Consider the following 17,217-nt stretch of genomic DNA (forward strand, 5'->3'; position numbering starts at 1 on the left):
GATTAAGTTTAGTCAATTCCCTTCATGCATATACCTTTGCTAGCCTAAAAAGGAAGAAGCTCATATCCACTACTCCTCTAAATGATGCCCTAAATGCTTTGATTTTAGCATTAAATGCTTCCGCTGCTGCATTTGTACTCCTGTTCACAAAGAAGTTCAGAATCCTTTCATAATGATTCTCAATAGAGTTTGCTACTGTTGTGAATGTATCGTATCCATATTCTTCAATCTTATTATACCATAGTGCCAGCTTTGCTCTTGCTACATCCTTGTCATAGTTTGTGGAAAAGATCTTTCCCAACTCCAATGAGTAGTAATATACGTGCTTAATATCTTCAAACTGCTTGAAAAGTAATTCTGCCCTGATTTTCTGACTCTTGGTCCATTTATCAGGTGATTTAAATAATAAATATCTGCTTCTGGCCAATAATTGCCTGAGTGTATCTCCGTTTTCGAGTTCTTCTGCTTTATATACTTCCCCCTTCTCTTTTGCCGCTTTCATAGCTTTATTCTCCTCTTTTATCACTTGCCATCTATATGTAATGCGCAACTCTTGTACAGCTTCGTATACAAGTTTTTGTACATGAAACCTATCAATCACCTGCATGGCACGTGGAAAGCACGTTTTGGCAATCTTTTGCATGCTCCCTGCCATATCCAGTGTAATTTCTTTGACCTGATTACGCAGCTCCTGTGGCATCTTTGTAAGTACCGCAATGATATCATCGGTTTTAGTGCCCTGAATTACAGCTATAATAGAACCTTTCCTACCTCGCTTATCTCTATTTATTAAGATGGTATAAAGATCTCCCTTACTTAAAGCCGTTTCGTCAATACATAGGTGATAACCCATATTCTTTGGATAAAGGATATACTCTTGGGCATGTGCTCTCTGATCCCAATTCTGGAAGTCACTCAGGTGGTCTTTATATTGGCTTTGAAGCTGTTTGCCATCCATACAGTAATGCTCAGCTACACTTTGGCAGCTAACGGCGTGATTATCTAAGTAATTCTTTTAAAAAAGCACCGAACTCAGCGGTTATGCGAGTACCGGTGGCTACCAAACTCCAGTCACGACTATATGTCTGCCCAGTGGATGGATCTTCCCAGCGACGACGCTTGATACGTAAATAAACGGCTTTACCACGGATAGGGAAGTCCTGAACTTCAATCTCAGGGAGGAAACCTTTTGAGTGAAGATGGAGATCAGAGTACTCAGCAGGAATAGTGGCTTTCTCCTCTAAATAAAGAATAAAGCAAGTATCCTGAGAAACATGATTGACTAGGGTAAAGTAATCAAGGATTCCTGAAGGCAAGAACAAGCTTAAAGAAGCAACAGGATCAATCGTTTGGGAAGAGGATGTTTTCATGATGCAAAAATAAGAATTTTAACGCAATCCCCCAAGGTTTCAGACTGAGCCATCATAACGGGGCTCACCCGATAATCATTGGGGGTATGCATAAATCTTAGCCAGTCTAAAGAGGAAGAATTTCTCATCCACTACTCCTCTTAATGCGGTTCTGAATTGTTTGATTTTCGCATTAAAGGATTCAGCCGCCGCATTAGAGGATCTTTTATTATAAAAGTTAAGAATATCATCATAATGTTCATAGAAGGTTGCTGCAATTACATTGAAAGCATGAAAGCCTGCCTCTTCCACTTTATTATACCATTTAGCCATACTCAATCTTGCCGCATCTTTGATTGTATTTTTGGCAAGAATCATTCTGAGTGAATGACATAATCCATACGCCTGTCCCAATTCCGGATATTCCTTAAAAAGAATTTTGGCTCTTTGTTTTTGTGCTGGGGTCCATTTTTCGGAGGATTTAAACAGCAGATAGCGGCTTCTTGCCAACAGTTCTTTCTTTGAATCTCCATTTTCATATCTCATAGGCACATATGATTCCCCTTTCTGCTTTGCTTCTTCCATCTCATCATTGGCTTCCTGGATTGCGTCCCAGCGGAGTTTGATACGCATTTCCTGCACTGCATCGCAAGCTAATTTCTGGATGTGGAACCGGTCTATTACACGAGATGCCTTGCGGAAACAGGAGCGGACTATTTTACGCATTGAGTCCGATAAATCAAGTGTCACTTCTTCTACACTGTCCAACAGGTGTTCGGGAATATGGCGTAAAGCCGCTATGACCGTCTCTGACTTCGTCCCTGCAACAATGGCGACAAGGCACATCTCACGACCATGCCTGTCCCTGTTGGTTACTATTGTATAAAGGTCGCCATTCGACAGGGAAGTCTCGTCAATAGCCAGATTAGGGCCAATGTTCTCAGGAAAGACAAGCCACTCTTCCGCATGGCTCAACTCTTCCCAATTACGATAACCGCTTAGCACATCCTTGTATTGCTTCTCAAAGGTAGATGCGTCAATATGATAGAAATCATCAAGCGTACGGCAGGTCACCGGGGATGTGTCCATACGTTTCTTTTAAAAAAGCCGCAAACTCCTTGGAGTAGCGGGTGCCTTCGGCGGCTATTTTAAGAGGTAGAATAAAACTCTTGCCGGTACGAATATCAACCCATTTACGGCGTCGGAGCAAAAGGATTACTTTGTGGTCGCGGATGGGGAAATCGGTGATGGAAACCGCAGGAATAAAACCTTTGGATTCAAAGTGAACATCATTACGTAAAGTATCGTACATCTTTTCATCAAGATGAATGTTAATCTCGGTATCGGTACTTTCTACCTTAGTTATATCAAACGAGGAAAGGACTTCGCTTGGTAGTACTATTTGAGCTAAAGATATTAATGCTGCTTCTGTCATATTACAAAAGTAATCACTTTAAAGAAAGCTACAAATAGTTACCCCCAAGAAATTGCGGGTGAGCCAATATTGATTCTGTATCGATGGGGATTCCTGTTACAGCAGCAATACCACGAGCAATCCACTCACTCTGATTATAACCACGGATTTGCTGTTTTTTCTTATGAAGCGGTATGGGAATTATCACATCAATTCCCTGAAAGAAATTGGACGATAAAAGCTCGGCAGCCATATACCGCCCCATAATTGCACCTATTTCCTTTTGTCCACCATATTTCAACCGATGAAGAATCAAGCGGAAGTCACTTCCTTTCTCATAAAAGAAAAAAGAAGTAGCTCGTTCCAAAGGGATTTGTCCCCAGAAGAGCCGTTCTACCGGATTATCTTTTCGAAGATGATAATTAGTACGGGGTAGATTGATATTACATACTGTACAAATACATTCTTCACCCTTTGCTAACGGCCGGCCGCAAACAACGCAGCAACGGGGAAATAGCAAAGATAAGAAGGAACTAAGCCAGTCTTTGATAAGAAGTGTGTGTTTCATAATAATAGAGATTTAAAGTTGCAATAGCACCTACATATTGCAACTACATATTCAATGGAGGAACTTCTAACAGGAGTTTCTGAAAGACAGGATGAAGATTTCCATTCGTTGCAATAATATGATGTCCTTCTATGAAATGATCCTCACCATAAAAGTCAGTCACCTTTCCTCCCGCCTCCTGAACAATCAGTGCCGCTGCAGAATAATCCCATTTTCCGAGAAATGCTTCCATCCATGCATCAAAACGCCCAATAGCTACATAACAGATTGCGGCAGCAGCCGAGCCATTCATGCGAATACCTCCCACTACCCCATAAAGCTGATCGATGAGATGAAGAGCAGTCTGTTTATATTGCAGATGATTATAAGGTAATTCTGTAATGACAAATGCATCTTTGATGTCCTCAACGTTCGACACATGAATTTCTTCGCCATTCATAAACGCTTTTCCGCCTTTCCAGGCATAGAAACATTCATCCCGGCAAACCTCATAAACGACGCCTAAAAGAAGTTCGGTACGGCTACGTAAAGCGATGGACACACAATAAGGAGCCTCATCATGAATATAATTCGTAGTTCCATCCAAGGGGTCAATCACCCAACAGTATGGCTCATCCTGATAAGTGGCAGAGCCTTCTTCTGTAATGAATCCCGCTTCAGGCAGTAAAGCAGTTAGGGCTTTCACCACACGCACTTCAGATTCTTTATCTACATAAGACACATAATCGTGTGCATGTTTTTCCACCACACGCTCACGACGGAAGTTCTTTCGTTCTTCTTTTAAAAAAGATCCAACTTCTGTAGCAATCCGGCATACATCAGTTGTAAGCTGCTTCAAATCTAACATTTATTTACTCAAATTAAAAAGTGCTTCGAAGTTATAGCTTTTCCGGCAAAAAGCATAAAGGAAAATAATATTTTCGTGTTTGATACGCAAATTAATGAGATAACATCAAAACTATTATAACCAATATTAAAAGAAACATCTAAAAACAAGGCCGGCTCATATTCTTTTATGAGCCGGCCTTTCTTAACTTTTACATCAAAATATAAATGTATTGTTCTTTATCCCTTAATTTATAACAACATTACTTTTGAACCACAATTTTCAACTTACAGGTACGTCCATAGAGTAATGCCACACCATCATAAGTGAGTCCAGTTATGCCAGCTCCCGAGTAGGCTGGTCCCTGGCTTCCTACCACTCCTGTAGGAGTAGCTATTTTACATCCTCCGGCAACTAATGCATCCATATCGTTTGCGGCTTCAATGACATGAATGACACCGTATTTGCCCGCCTCAGTAACAAAGGCAATATAAGTACCGTCTTTTATCTGCAAACTACAAGGATCATTCGGGTATCCATCAGACGCATTGACTCTTTGCATTAACATATCAGCACCTCCTTCAGCTATACTTTTAACTATACTTTGCAACACATTCAACGCTTCAAAAGTATTGACGTCCGAAGCCGCATTCTCCATCATCACATCAATACCAAGATCAGTAACTTTATCATCGGGAATAAGAGCAAACCCCGTTTTGCTAGTGGTAACACCTGCCGGTTTAATCCAGTCATTCACATCATAAGCTCTCCCTATCGGGCCTCCATTAATTCTTGACGCACTGACATAAGAGAAACCTCTGTTTTTAACGGCAACAAAGCTTGGATTTCTCCATATATTGATGAAAGCAAAGTCTACGCTATTTGCCTTTGAGCCATATCCTTTAATTTCCTTCAGGCTTAATACATGCTTTTGCACACCTTGTACCATTATTCCCTCTATGGAGAAAATATAAGGTTGATCCGGTTCTGTTGAATGTTCCCATTCGGGTGCCATTTCGATATTGTTGAAAACAAGCGCAACATTATTGTCAACACCCTCAAGACCTTCGATATTGATAATCTTTTCCTCTTTCAACCCCTCTATATCTTCCACCACAATTTTGATTCCATTGGTCTCTTTATTGTCTACGACAGTTTTTAGGATAAATTCCATTTCCAACGGATTGCCTGATACGGGAATAGTCGTATATTCCTTCAGGTCACCCAGTACTTTATTACACAATGTATGTTTTATAGACTTAATGCCCACAGCAGAACGAATCACCACAGACAGAGAAACCTCTTCATCAGGTACTAAAACAGGGAAATCTGATGGTTCGGTGAATATCTGGGATGGAAGTTTAGTTATCTTTTTAATAGGTATTACCTTTTGTGCCGTTTTTGTCAAAACGTCCGTTGATGTTACCAGTATCCCGGCTGCTTCACGCGTGTTGACCTTGACATTCAAGTCAAATTCAAGTGTCATATCAGTTTGCAAGGTATCTATCTTTAAACGTTGGCGTTCAGTCGCGTTTATCTCTTCATATTCTCCATTTTCATCCATCTTCAACAAGGTAGCATATATGCTATGTATACCCACAGCAGAAAAACTTTTAGCAGATACAGTCACCGTCGAGTTATACTCCACCACATCTATTTCGGAAGGAGAAGTGAGTTCTACAGTAGGTGGCGGATACGCGTTGTCGTCCGAATAATCAGACTCACTATCACTACAATTTGTCAACAACAAACCCCATGGAAGGGCAAGTATCAGGATCATTATATTTTTGATATATTGCTTCATGACCGTTCATTTTTTATTTTAAAGATTCGATTTGTAATTGAAAACAATGTAAATCTCCGCTTACACTTGTTTCGGTTACCCTCCTAAAAGCCCATTTGTGTGAAGTCAGGACAAATATACAATACTCGGAGTCTCTATTTCTATTTTCCACTTCTACAAAAGAATAGGTATCAGAAGTTAAGTTAGAAGTAATTGCCGACTCAAGATTAGGCAATAACGCACGTTTAACAGTGCCTACCAGAACCGTCTGTTCGTTTACCTTTTTCTTGAAAACGTCGACAGCCGGAGCTATCAGGTCTTCACTATTTAATGATACAGAACAGAAGAGCATATCTATTCCGTTCACTGCTTCTGTTTTTGTTTCAAGATATCTGCAATCGTTTTTTACTACATATTGTGTCATTTCGGAAATAGTAGAAGGAAAAAGCACAGTACTGCCGATTATCTTTTTCTCTCCGTTACTATAGCTGACAGGTACAAACACCGGCACTTTCTTACTCTCTCTAGCAGTCTCCGTACCCGTATTTATGATTGCAGTTTGCCCATAGACAGCGTTCGTCCTGTCCAACAATGCCACTGAATGAACAGTGTTTCTGATAGATGACGCCACCTCTTTATAACTACAAGAGCTAAATAAGTTTTGCTCTGACAAGTGCGCATAAACCAATACGTTAGTTGTTCTGAACCGGTTCCATTCCGGAATATCTTCTCCCTTGTTATCCTCATCACTACACGAAACGAACAGACAAGAGATGGCACATATAAATAGCAGATATAGATAGTTTGATTTCATATTTCATTCATTTTACAAATTCAACTTCAGCAAACAAAGCCCTGTGGTCAGATACTTCCGGATTAGATAAAACTTTAAACGACTTCACTTTCCACTTATTCTGTGGAAGTCCGAATATATAATCAATCTTGATTGTCGGCTGATCTGCCGGATAGGTGAATGTATCATCGCAGATTCTCTGCCAGTTCTTCATTACCTCACAAATCACATTAGAGTCGGTCCGGGCATTAAAATCTCCCCCCAGCAGTGTCGGGGTATCTCCCGTACCAATCCGTTCATTAATCTGTTCAGCCATTGCGCTCCTTATCAGGTCCGTCGAATGATCCAGGTGAGTCGTTCCTATCCTGATTACGTCTGAAGTTCCCGGTTCCTGAATATCTACATATAATAGTGTCCGGGGTTCTTTGGCTCCGTCTATACCTTCAAAAGTTTTGTTATTGATATAAACAAAAGGATATTTTGAAAGGATAGCTACTCCATATTCTCCACCACCAGTATCCATCGCTTTCCCGAATACGGAAAACAATCCCAACTCCGCAGCCAGTTGAGTGGTGAAATCCTGATTTTTATTCCTTTTTGTGTTGTAATCTATCTCTTGCAACATTACAACATCCGGATTGTATTTCCTGATAAATACAGCATACTCCTTCACCGAGTAACCAGTCATCTGTCCGGACATCCGGCAATTATAGCTCATTATTTTAAGAGCCTGCGCATACGTACTTTGATACGCAAAGAAGAAAAGGCATACCCATACAATGGGCTTTAAAAGTGCTTTCATAAATTTGTTTTTGTTATTAGATTAAGTTTACTTATTCAACGGTATATGTATATTCTGATATTTTTTTAAAGCTAACCGGTGTTATGGATTGCATCACCTCCAACACATAGTTCAAATCGTTCCCTTTACAAACGAAGTCGTACGTAAACGAAGCAATCTTTTCGTTTTTAACTGTAATCTCTATATCAAAATGACGCGAGAGTGTTGTAAGCACCTCTTTCAATGATGCATTTCTGAAAATAAGCCGGTTGCTCTTCCAACTCGAAGCATCATCGTGATATCTATCAGTTTTTATTTTTATTACATTACTCCTTTTCTCATAAACTGCAGTTTGTCCGGGAAGCATTTGCTGCATAGGCCTGCGGCTTTGCACATGCCCGATATTTATACTTCCTTCGTCGAGTGTAGTTTTGATTACCTTATCCGAAGCGTATGCTTTTACATTGAAACACGTTCCCGTCACTTGTATTTTCACATTCTCGGCAAGTACCTGAAAAGGGGATTTCTTGTTTTCTGCTATCTCAAAATAAGCCTCTCCTTCCAGCGTAACATTCCTGTTGTATTTTGCAAACTGTTCCGGATAGGTCAATTTAGAATCGGCATTTAACCACACCCGGCTACCATCGGGAAGTAATACGAGTAGCTTCTCCCCCCTTACAGCACAGACCTCCCGATAAACAAGGTTTGCCTCATTATGACTTTGATAGAAATTATATCCCACACCTATCACTAGCAAAACAATTGCACAGGCTACCGTCCACTTAAAGAACAATGGCATCCTTATTCTCCTGTTCTTTCGTTTTTCTTCCCGCATCACGGCTTCCTGAATATTCTTATAAATGCGATATTCATCAAAAGGAGGCAATTCTCTGTCGCCCAATTCGAGCTGTTTGCCTTCTATTATCCTCTGAATGTCGTCATCCATATATTTCCCGATGCCGTCAACTACTTCAAAGTCCTGATTTGTATGTTTCTTTTTTGATTTCATATTTCAATATCTATTAGTAATACACACTGTTACAAAAAAGTATTATACAGACTACGTTAAACCGTGTTAATTCAAAAGAACGTTCCATATCAGCAAAAAGTGATAAAACTACATCATACAATAAAGCAACAACAAGCTAAGCTCTCCCACTGTCGCGCGAATCTGCTTCAAAGATTGGCTATATTGAAATTTAATTGTATTGATCGAAAGATTAAGTTTATCAGCTATTTCCTGATTGGAGTATTTTCCCGAAACTTTCATTTCAAAAACCTTGCGGCGTTGCGGCGAAAGTTGCTCAAGAGCTTGCTGTATGATGTTCATTTGTTCTTGCTTAAGGTTTTCATTTTGAGAATTGTCTTCCAATTCCAAAACCATTGAAAGGCAATCCTCAAGTAAATAGATATTTTTCTTTGAGTCTCTCAACGTATTGAGCAGATCGTTCTTCAACATCGTAAAAAGGTATCTGTTTATAGGTTTTGTTTCGTCGATCTCTTCTTTTTTCAGCCAGAGTTTTAAGAATAAGTTCTGCACGGCATCTTCAGCCAATTCTTTATTCAGCAGATATTTAAATGCCAAAGAAAAGGTCTGCGCCGCATACGTCTTGTATACAATACTAAATGCCAGCTGGTTCCCCTCTTTCAGAGCCTTAACCAAAGCTTGGGCTTCATCCTGTGAGTATTTCTGGGACATCTTAATCATTTTAAATATGAAAATAAAAAACTTATTATATTAAGTCCTTATTTTCAAATATATTAATTCTTTCTGATATAGCATGAATCGCGAGCAACAAATAAAACAGGCCTCTTATTTATTTCACCAGTCTTTGATATTTGCTGAATAAAAAGGTTGAGAAGGATAATAATCCGTCAGTTGCTGAATGAATATCTTTTCGAACATCTTTCCGATCAGTTGCATTTACCCAACCTTCTTCTATTTCTTTTAATTCATCTTCAAGTTGCTTCTGATCCACTTCTACACCTTTCTCGGCCGCTTTGATGAATGTATCGATATACACCTCCCAGCGCTTTGCATAATAATCACTTATCAGCCCGGCCCACGAACGGCTGGCATAATCGTTCAGGCTTCCTCCCCAAGTCGTAATCAAGTTGCGAGCGTTCTTTTCATAATAGTCTTTCAACTGGGGAGAATCTCCCATCTTCCGCGCATCATCAATCCATTTATCCAGCGAACAGTAAGGATGAAAGGCATTCAGTTTATCCAAATCATTCAATATCTCCTTCATTTTCTCGCCGCAAGCTTTCAAAGCCTGATAATCTTTAGCTTCAACCATCCTGTCAAACTCCATTTTCACATCAAGAAAGTAGTTTCCAAGCACCTGTCTGCCTACAGTTATCAAATCTAAGCGAAAAGCATCTCTCCGGTCAGAAGGTGCTTCGTTCAGTTTTCTCCAGACCTCTAGTAGTTCAACATTGCTGTACACATTACTTGTGCGTTTTTCACTGTTCTTATTCAACGCAGGGCGATACCCGGGTAAAGTACCCAGTGTGCGCGGCACCTGTACATAAATGTCATTGAATAATCGTTTCCAAGCATCGCGCACAGGCTGCGACACGCATCCCACATGTCTGTCAGCCAGACATTCAATCCATTTATCATCATCTACATTCAGATTCCATGCTTTCTCAAGAATGTATTCGTAGGGAAACTGCATCACATCCAATCCTTCCAGCGTAGAGCCGATTCCTTTAAGGTTGCCTCCACCGTTAATAAGAGCATTCTCAAGTCGTGCGCCACTTTCTTTGACGTTCCCTGTCAAAGTCGTGTTTCCCCCGAAATTGCCCAGATAACACCAAATATAGGGCTGATCATGAAAATGCTCTGTTCTTTTCCATAATTCAACATTTTCACAATGATAATCAAGTAATATCATTTTATTCTGTGGCACTCCTGTCAGCAAAGCCTTCATTCGCTCGGAAGTCCATTTATCTTTATCAAAATAAAACATCCACGTCATTTGCATCCATTGGGCTTTGGGATCGGCAGCCGTCAATGTAGCGTACATATCCGAAGCTATCTTCCGCAAATATTCGGGTTCGAAACTGGGCGGGTCAACCTCATTGAAAGGATCTAAACCATAAATATGATCGGTTCCGAAAAGTTTTTTTTGTTCATCAAGAAATAGCTTCTGAATTTTCGCAAACAGAGCATCGTTAGGGTTCAGAAAATTACAACGGTATGCATCAGCAAAGCCGGCCCATTTGCCCAAATGTTGAATATCGGCCTCGGGATAGAGCCGTTTTAAATCGGCAGGTACATGTCCGGCAAAGGCTGGCAATACAGGCTTCATATTCAATTCACGCTCACGCGCGAGTATTTTTTTCTGCAAGCTTACCTGGTGTTCCAGCCATTCCATCGGCAACGGACCGTTCCAACGATCTATGTTAGCCATCCGATGCCAGGGCAGATACGGCGGTCCCGTGAAGTAAGAGCGTATTTCGATGTCCGACATTCCCATTTTCGACCAGACTTTATACCACACGGCTTCTTGTCCGGTAATTGCCAAAGGCATATTTATACCATTAAGGGCCATCCAGTCAATAAAACGTTCCCATTCTTTCCATTGCCACCAAGGCATCGTGTAACCATACGTGCAGTAATTCAGGAAAAAACGAGTATCCACTCTCGCTTCCGAAATCACCTTCTCACCAACCATCGGCAATTCTTCAGGAATTTCAACGGCTATATCCGCATACCAAGACACTGTAGTGAGACAGTAATATTTCAAGTAATGGTTCAGTCCCATCGCCATTGAATTGGCGTTGTTTCCACCGATTACAATTTTATCTTTTACGGACTCTATTGTAAAGCAGTCTTTCTCTCCTTTTAACTTTTGAAACTGAAAACTCTCGATGTATGACGGCAGCAAACGTTTCAATAATGCTTCCGCAACAGCTACGTCTTTGTCTTTAGCCTGAAGAGCCAACGACATAAGCAGCATAATCAGACACGTGTATACACTTTTTCTTTTCATTCTGATTTATAATTTTATATAGATTTTTCTTTTTAACAAAACATATCCCAACAGCCCATTGAACAACAGGAAAAATACACCGTACATAAATGAACCGAAGTAATTTCCGAATAACGGGTTAAGCAAATTATTGAATACAGCCGTATGGATATGCCAATGCACAAGCAATCCTCCGGCTATGCAACTAAACACATAAATTACAAGCGGATTCGCTCCAAATGCTTCGAAAAACGAAAACCACTTTTTATTCTGCTTCACATCAATGATATAGAGCAGCAATGCCAATGACAATGCCGCAATCCCACAAGTGAGCAAAACGAACGAAGGAGACCACAAACGCTTATTCAAAGGACAGGCATAGCTTAACAAATAGCCGGCAAACAACAGCGTGGTACCTATAAGGAATAGATTCAGCATCCGACGGTCATTATCTTTAATGTCGATGATTATCTTTCCGCAAACAAAACCTATCATCACTTGAGATACAGCGGGAATCGTACTAAGTAGTCCCTCGGGATCGACAAACTGACGACCCTGAAGATACATGTGGTTAGCCCCTAAAATAGCCGAATCAATCATCCCGACGATATTATCCGCACTTTTCTCAAATCCGTTTCCAAATAACTGAAAAATAAAGTAGACAGCCAGCAAGATGATGGCCAATGGCATAAACCGCTTATGTGGTATTGTTACAGCCAATAAGGCTGTAATACCATAACAAATCCCAAGCCGTTGCATAACTCCCATCAACCGGAGCTGACTCAAATCAAAATAGTTACCACTATCTATTGCTGTAATGAACCACTCCATAACCAGACCTATAAATATTAATAAGAGACTTCTTTTTATGATTTTCGCAATCACCGGTCGACACTGAAAGTTATACTTACACAAAGAGATGTAGGTCGAAATACCCATCAGGAACATAAACATCGGGAATACCAGATCGGCTGGCGAAAAGCCATCCCACTTGGCATGTGCAAAAGCGGCAAAGTTATACCCGCACTTTCCTGTATTGTTGACCAAGATCATCCCGGCAACAGTAATACCCCGAAGTACATCAAGCGAAAGTAACCGTTTGTTCGGATTCATAATATTTGATTCTTTTAATTACTTATTATATATAAAATAGTCGTTCCGGCAGCTAACACTATCCCTATAAGCGATTCATAAGGTATCAGCTTCAGACGTTCCTTAAAGTTGAGTTCGCATACGCCTCCTGTCGCATGAAAGAACGAACCATGTGGCAAATGGTCAAGAACTGTAGCTCCGGAATTAATCATAGCCGCTCCCCAAACCGCAGAAATGCCTATAGCCAATATCGTTTCAGCAAACGAAGAAGAAGCCAGTGTTGCTCCGGCTGTTGTCGATGCGGTAGCCGCCGACATCAACGCGCCTGATATAGGAGCAATCAATGCATCACTAATATGAGCATGATCTAATCCTGTAAGAATCCAGTCTTTCAAAGAAGAGTTCTTTATGATGCCGGCAATAGTTCCGGTTCCTATCAGCAGAATAGCTACCACAGACATCTTTTGCAGTCCATATTCTATACTCGGAAGAATGTTTTTCCATTGTTTCATACAGATAGCACCACATAAGCCACCTACCGGCAAAGCTATCAAAGGATCAATATTGATTCCTGCCGCAGGACGTAATGCCAATAAAACAATCGTAACAACAGGAGCAATCAAACTGGTTCTTAACGAGGGCAGATTTCTCTCTTCCTCTTTATCCTCTGTTTGCATCATCGTTTTTTTGTTTTTTACCGATTGAGGCATTAGACGGACAATAACGAAAACAGTGAAAAACAAACCGATCACTGCCGGTAAAATATTGGCAAACATTACAGACGATAAATCCGCATTAAAATTTCCGGCTGCTATAATAGTGTTCGGGTTAGGTGATATGATATTTCCACACTTACCTCCCCCGATCATAGCTATAAGTAACACAGATGGAGACAGGTTTAGACGCTTGCCTATCGAAAGAGCCACCGGCGCAACGGTTATCACAGCCACATCAATGAATACGCCTACCGTACAAAGCAACATCGTTGCGAGTGCCAATGCCATAAATACCCGTTTTTCACCCATTTTGTTTATAATCGCATTGGAGATGACCGTGGTAGCCCCGGTTTGTATTAATATGCCTGACAAGACTCCAGCTGTCAGAATCCGCAATACCGCCGGGGTGACCTCTTTCACCCCTTCGGTCATCACCGTAACAGTCTCATTTAAAGATAGTCCTCCCAACAACCCTCCGACTATCGCTCCGATAATCAGACTGTATGTCGGAGAAAGCTTTCTTATGATTAACAGTATGGATAATGAAAGCCCGATTAATGCGCCTATCGCTGTCATTGAGTATTATTTAGTAAATTGTTTTATAATTCTCACCACCTGTCGCACCGTTCTCTCTATATTTTCTTTCGTAAACTCCGGTTGCATCGCCTCTTCAAGTGTTACCGGAAAAGGTTGAATAGGCAGTACGGCAGTAAACCCCATCCTATTAAGCGCTTCGGTGGCTTCGACCGCTCCCCCCAGCGCTATCACCGGAACCTGACATTTCTCACCGACACGTAAAATTCCGTCCAGCGCCTTTCCCATACCAGTCTGGCGATCCAGTTTCCCCTCTCCGGTCAGTATCAGGTCTGCCTGTCGGACGACCTCTTCGAAACGAAGCGTTTTCAATATAACTTCTATTCCGGATTGCAATTCTGCATTCAAAAACGGAAGCAGGCCGCCTCCCATTCCTCCGGCTGCTCCAGCACCGGGAAGTTGCGATATATCCATATTTGTATATTCCTTTATCACCTGTGCATAATGCCGCAACCCATTGTCCAACTCTATCACTTGCAAACTATTTGCCCCTTTTTGGGGAGCATATACATAGGCCGCACCCTCTTTTCCAAAAAATGGATTACTAACATCACAGGCGATCGTAAAGTGACTCTCCTTCAATGCCGGATTCAATTGGGAAATATCTATTTGATGAACTTTTATCAGATTTTCACCGACAGGCTCCAACTCACCGTTTCCGCTATCCAAAAAGCGTGCACCTAAAGCCTTCAGCATACCAATTCCCGCATCATTCGTAGCACTTCCGCCGATACCGATAATGAATTCCCGACACCCGCGTTTTAATGCATCAGCAACCATCTCTCCAACTCCATAAGTCGTAGTCTTCATAGGGTTTCTCCGGCTTGAATCAATCAATGGCAGACCGCAGGCCGAGGCCATTTCGATAATAGCCATCACACCATTGTTTACGATGCCATACGATACTTCAATTGGCTTCATGAATGGATCATGCACCCGACATGACACCGTTTGGGCATGAAGGGCGGAGCATAAAGCTTCTGTAGTCCCTTCGCCACCATCAGCTATGGGGAAACGTATAATCTGACAGTCGGGTAATTCCTCCTGAATCGCTTTTTCGGCAGCTTTCGCTATCTCGAAAGAACCGACCGAACCTTTAAACGAGTCGAATGCCAATACAATCTTTTTCATAAAAGCTATCACTTATTTGTTTTCTCTATTAAATTCAATGCAGCCTCGACCGGATCATCAAACGGAGTCGTACTGTTACTCCAGGGAGATGTAATCCATTGCTCCTCCCATTCTCGGATTTTATTCCGGTCTTTTGTAAAATAGAGCTGTATACGAGGGATATAGTAGTCTTTAATCAGCCCGCTCCAGAAACGGGCAGCATAATCCTCCTGAATACCACCCCAACTTGTAATCAAGCGTTTGGCATTTGCTTCATAAGCATCTTTTTCCTGAAAAGTTGTTCCGCTATTGCGCGCAAGTTCCACCCATTCTTCTAATCGATATAAAGGATGAGAAGCCAATAGCCTGTCAACGTCCATCAACAAATCAACAGTTTGTTGCAGATTACGTTGCGCTGCGAGAACACAATTCTCCGAATCATCTTTCAAGGCCTGCTTATAAAAATTTTCAGCTTTAGCCGCTACATAATACGAAACAAACTCTATGAGGTCGTTTCTGTATAATTCAGAGCTTTTCAGTTCATCAGCGCAACCAGCATACAAACGTATAGCCTGCAAGTAATCATCACTAAGGTCGATTTTACTGATCCGCCGTTGATCGGGTACTACAGTTTGCCAGGTAAAACGGGGGTATGAATATAAAGAGCTATATGCTGTTTTCCGAAAAAGCTTCCAAGCTTCCTCCATGGCATCGGGATATCCTCCATAACGGGCCTCGCAGTATATCTTCATCCAATCGTCCAGGTCGATACTATCTGATGACCATCCCATATCGGCTAACAGTTCGTAAACAACCTCATTGTTTTCGAGTCCTTCAGGGGCAGAACCGAACCCAATCAAGTTACCTTTATTTGCGGCACGTAATGCTTTGACCGAGGAACTAGCATACATGTCCAAGTCTCCTGTCATGGTGTTTTTCCCACCAAAGTTGGGTACATAGCTGAATATCCATTTCTTTCCGTAAAACCCATCATGTACTTTCCATGTTTGCTCGGTGTTCCACACCCATTTCGGATAATCATTGCCCAAATCAATGATAATCATTTTATCATCAGGTACATTGCTTAACAAGGCTTTAAGCGATTCTTTATCCCAGAATGAATGTTGATATCCGAATGTCCATCCCTGTGTAACCCAAACGGCATCCGGGTTTCCGGCTGTAATTGATTTATAGATCGTTTCTCCATACTCGGCCAATAACTTATATTTCGCTTCTTTATCTTCTTTATCGATAGGCAGTTCCATCTCATTAAAACTATCCGAGAGATAATACGTATTTTCTCCAAACTCTTTTTCCCACTCTTCGACAAACAGTTTGCCTATCTCTTCGAAAAAAGGTGAATCCGGTGGCAATACATAGGCGTTGTACTCTTCATCAAAACCACCCCACCGCATGTGCCGGAATTGTGTGTCGGGATGTTTCTGCACGAATCCTTCCGGCACGAAACCTGCAAACGCAGGCGCTATGGGCTGCATACCCAACTCGCGCATACGGGTCAGGATTTGATGCTGCAAAGCGATTTGGTTCTGTTGCCATGCATCAGATAAGGGACCGTCCCACTTGTTCAGATTGCCCATGCGATGCCAGGGAAGGTGTGCGGGGGCAGTGAAAAACTCACGGATTTCTTCTTTGTTCAATCCCATACGCAGCCATACCCGTTCCGCAATGGCCTCGCTGGCCACGGTAGCCAAGGGCATATTTACACCATAAAGAGCCATCCTGTCAATTTCCTTTTCCCAACGCTCCCAGTCCCAGTAAGGGGTAGTGTAGCCGAATGTACAAACATTAAGGAAATAGCGCAACTCATAAGGGGACACCTGTTCATACAATTCATAATCGGGCCACGGCATCACCGACGTTATATGTTCACCGCTCCATGTTTTCATACTCTTGCAGGCCTCTTTCATGTACGTATGAAAAGCGTAACAGATAGCAACGGAGCTACTTCCCCTTAGGGTAAGCCGGCCGTCGCTTGCTATCACTTCGAATATATCTTTACCGTCGGATGGTTCGATATATTCAAAGTGGATAGACTGTGCTCTTTCCCCAATCTGACGTTCTATTAACTGTTTGGCGGGGGTGATAATATCCGTCTTAGGCTTGTGGCATGAGCAGAAAAAAAGCGTTGCTGAAATCAGTAAATACTTGATTATTGTATGTATCATAGAAAATCATAAATGTTATAAGTGA

The 17,217-nt window shown here is 41.5% G+C and carries 15 protein-coding genes and 1 pseudogene; all 16 read right to left on the reverse strand.

What is annotated here, in order from left to right:
- Positions 1-22: 22 nt before the first annotated feature.
- A complete protein-coding gene (locus tag HMPREF9009_RS01845; protein WP_008025715.1) occupies positions 23-958 on the reverse strand; it encodes an ISAon1 family transposase in 936 nt (311 codons plus the stop codon).
- Between the two features lie 40 nt (positions 959-998).
- Positions 999-1,370: an ISAon1 family transposase N-terminal region protein gene (locus tag HMPREF9009_RS01850; protein ID WP_008640050.1), complete on the reverse strand. Its 372-nt coding sequence runs from the start codon at positions 1,368-1,370 to the stop codon at positions 999-1,001.
- Positions 1,371-1,445: 75 nt separating this feature from the next.
- Positions 1,446-2,438 (reverse strand): ISAon1 family transposase, encoded by a 993-nt coding sequence (locus HMPREF9009_RS01855; protein WP_182425236.1) that lies wholly within the window; start codon positions 2,436-2,438, stop codon positions 1,446-1,448.
- Positions 2,404-2,784, reverse strand: a complete 381-nt coding sequence (locus tag HMPREF9009_RS01860) for an ISAon1 family transposase N-terminal region protein (RefSeq protein ID WP_049701282.1) — start codon at positions 2,782-2,784, stop codon at positions 2,404-2,406. The genes HMPREF9009_RS01855 and HMPREF9009_RS01860 overlap by 35 nt, the downstream gene beginning before the upstream one ends.
- Positions 2,785-2,848: 64 nt before the next feature.
- Positions 2,849-3,331 (reverse strand): annotated as a pseudogene (locus HMPREF9009_RS01865) (ComF family protein); the annotation flags it as partial.
- Positions 3,332-3,374: 43 nt separating this feature from the next.
- On the reverse strand, positions 3,375-4,178 hold the full coding sequence (locus HMPREF9009_RS01870; protein ID WP_049701283.1) for an inositol monophosphatase family protein: 804 nt from the start codon (positions 4,176-4,178) through the stop codon (positions 3,375-3,377).
- A gap of 241 nt (positions 4,179-4,419) precedes the next feature.
- Positions 4,420-5,961 carry a hypothetical protein gene (locus HMPREF9009_RS01875; protein ID WP_049701284.1) on the reverse strand — a complete coding sequence of 514 codons (1,542 nt, stop codon included), beginning with the start codon at positions 5,959-5,961 and terminating at the stop codon, positions 4,420-4,422.
- Between the two features lie 13 nt (positions 5,962-5,974).
- A complete protein-coding gene (locus HMPREF9009_RS01880) occupies positions 5,975-6,754 on the reverse strand; it encodes a hypothetical protein (protein ID WP_049701285.1) in 780 nt (259 codons plus the stop codon).
- A 7-nt stretch (positions 6,755-6,761) separates the two neighbouring features.
- On the reverse strand, positions 6,762-7,535 hold the full coding sequence (locus tag HMPREF9009_RS01885) for an endonuclease/exonuclease/phosphatase family protein (protein WP_004302417.1): 774 nt from the start codon (positions 7,533-7,535) through the stop codon (positions 6,762-6,764).
- A gap of 31 nt (positions 7,536-7,566) precedes the next feature.
- Positions 7,567-8,523: a FecR family protein gene (locus tag HMPREF9009_RS01890; RefSeq protein ID WP_008646407.1), complete on the reverse strand. Its 957-nt coding sequence runs from the start codon at positions 8,521-8,523 to the stop codon at positions 7,567-7,569.
- Positions 8,524-8,631: 108 nt separating this feature from the next.
- A complete protein-coding gene (locus HMPREF9009_RS01895; protein ID WP_004317492.1) occupies positions 8,632-9,213 on the reverse strand; it encodes an RNA polymerase sigma factor in 582 nt (193 codons plus the stop codon).
- Between the two features lie 118 nt (positions 9,214-9,331).
- A complete protein-coding gene (locus HMPREF9009_RS01900; RefSeq protein ID WP_049701286.1) occupies positions 9,332-11,515 on the reverse strand; it encodes an alpha-N-acetylglucosaminidase in 2,184 nt (727 codons plus the stop codon).
- Positions 11,516-11,521: 6 nt separating this feature from the next.
- A complete protein-coding gene (locus tag HMPREF9009_RS01905; RefSeq protein WP_049701287.1) occupies positions 11,522-12,607 on the reverse strand; it encodes an acyltransferase family protein in 1,086 nt (361 codons plus the stop codon).
- A gap of 14 nt (positions 12,608-12,621) precedes the next feature.
- Entirely contained in the window at positions 12,622-13,878 is a 1,257-nt protein-coding gene (locus tag HMPREF9009_RS01910) for a GntP family permease (RefSeq protein ID WP_049701288.1), read from the reverse strand.
- Positions 13,879-13,884: 6 nt separating this feature from the next.
- Entirely contained in the window at positions 13,885-15,027 is a 1,143-nt protein-coding gene (locus HMPREF9009_RS01915; RefSeq protein ID WP_049701289.1) for a glycerate kinase family protein, read from the reverse strand.
- 8 nt (positions 15,028-15,035) lie between these two features.
- Complete coding sequence (locus tag HMPREF9009_RS01920; protein WP_049701290.1) at positions 15,036-17,192, reverse strand: alpha-N-acetylglucosaminidase; 2,157 nt, start codon at positions 17,190-17,192, stop codon at positions 15,036-15,038.
- Between the last annotated feature and the right edge of the window lie 25 nt (positions 17,193-17,217).

Origin of the sequence: Bacteroides sp. 3_1_13, assembly GCF_001185845.1 — a bacterium.
Taxonomy (GTDB): Bacteria; Bacteroidota; Bacteroidia; order Bacteroidales; family Bacteroidaceae; genus Bacteroides; species Bacteroides xylanisolvens.

Bases quoted from the DNA above. Each gene is read 5' to 3' on its own strand.
- HMPREF9009_RS01910 (WP_049701288.1), bottom strand. From the start codon at position 13,878: ATGACAGCGATAGGCGCATTAATCGGGCTTTCATTATCCATACTGTTA.
- HMPREF9009_RS01890 (WP_008646407.1), bottom strand. From the start codon at position 8,523: ATGAAATCAAAAAAGAAACATACAAATCAGGACTTTGAAGTAGTTGAC.
- HMPREF9009_RS01895 (WP_004317492.1), bottom strand. From the start codon at position 9,213: ATGTCCCAGAAATACTCACAGGATGAAGCCCAAGCTTTGGTTAAGGCT.
- HMPREF9009_RS01850 (WP_008640050.1), bottom strand. From the start codon at position 1,370: ATGAAAACATCCTCTTCCCAAACGATTGATCCTGTTGCTTCTTTAAGC.
- HMPREF9009_RS01880 (WP_049701285.1), bottom strand. From the start codon at position 6,754: ATGAAATCAAACTATCTATATCTGCTATTTATATGTGCCATCTCTTGT.
- HMPREF9009_RS01885 (WP_004302417.1), bottom strand. From the start codon at position 7,535: ATGAAAGCACTTTTAAAGCCCATTGTATGGGTATGCCTTTTCTTCTTT.
- HMPREF9009_RS01870 (WP_049701283.1), bottom strand. From the start codon at position 4,178: ATGTTAGATTTGAAGCAGCTTACAACTGATGTATGCCGGATTGCTACA.
- HMPREF9009_RS01875 (WP_049701284.1), bottom strand. From the start codon at position 5,961: ATGAAGCAATATATCAAAAATATAATGATCCTGATACTTGCCCTTCCA.
- HMPREF9009_RS01920 (WP_049701290.1), bottom strand. From the start codon at position 17,192: ATGATACATACAATAATCAAGTATTTACTGATTTCAGCAACGCTTTTT.
- HMPREF9009_RS01900 (WP_049701286.1), bottom strand. From the start codon at position 11,515: ATGAAAAGAAAAAGTGTATACACGTGTCTGATTATGCTGCTTATGTCG.
- HMPREF9009_RS01915 (WP_049701289.1), bottom strand. From the start codon at position 15,027: ATGAAAAAGATTGTATTGGCATTCGACTCGTTTAAAGGTTCGGTCGGT.
- HMPREF9009_RS01855 (WP_182425236.1), bottom strand. From the start codon at position 2,438: ATGGACACATCCCCGGTGACCTGCCGTACGCTTGATGATTTCTATCAT.
- HMPREF9009_RS01860 (WP_049701282.1), bottom strand. From the start codon at position 2,784: ATGACAGAAGCAGCATTAATATCTTTAGCTCAAATAGTACTACCAAGC.
- HMPREF9009_RS01905 (WP_049701287.1), bottom strand. From the start codon at position 12,607: ATGAATCCGAACAAACGGTTACTTTCGCTTGATGTACTTCGGGGTATT.
- HMPREF9009_RS01845 (WP_008025715.1), bottom strand. From the start codon at position 958: ATGGATGGCAAACAGCTTCAAAGCCAATATAAAGACCACCTGAGTGAC.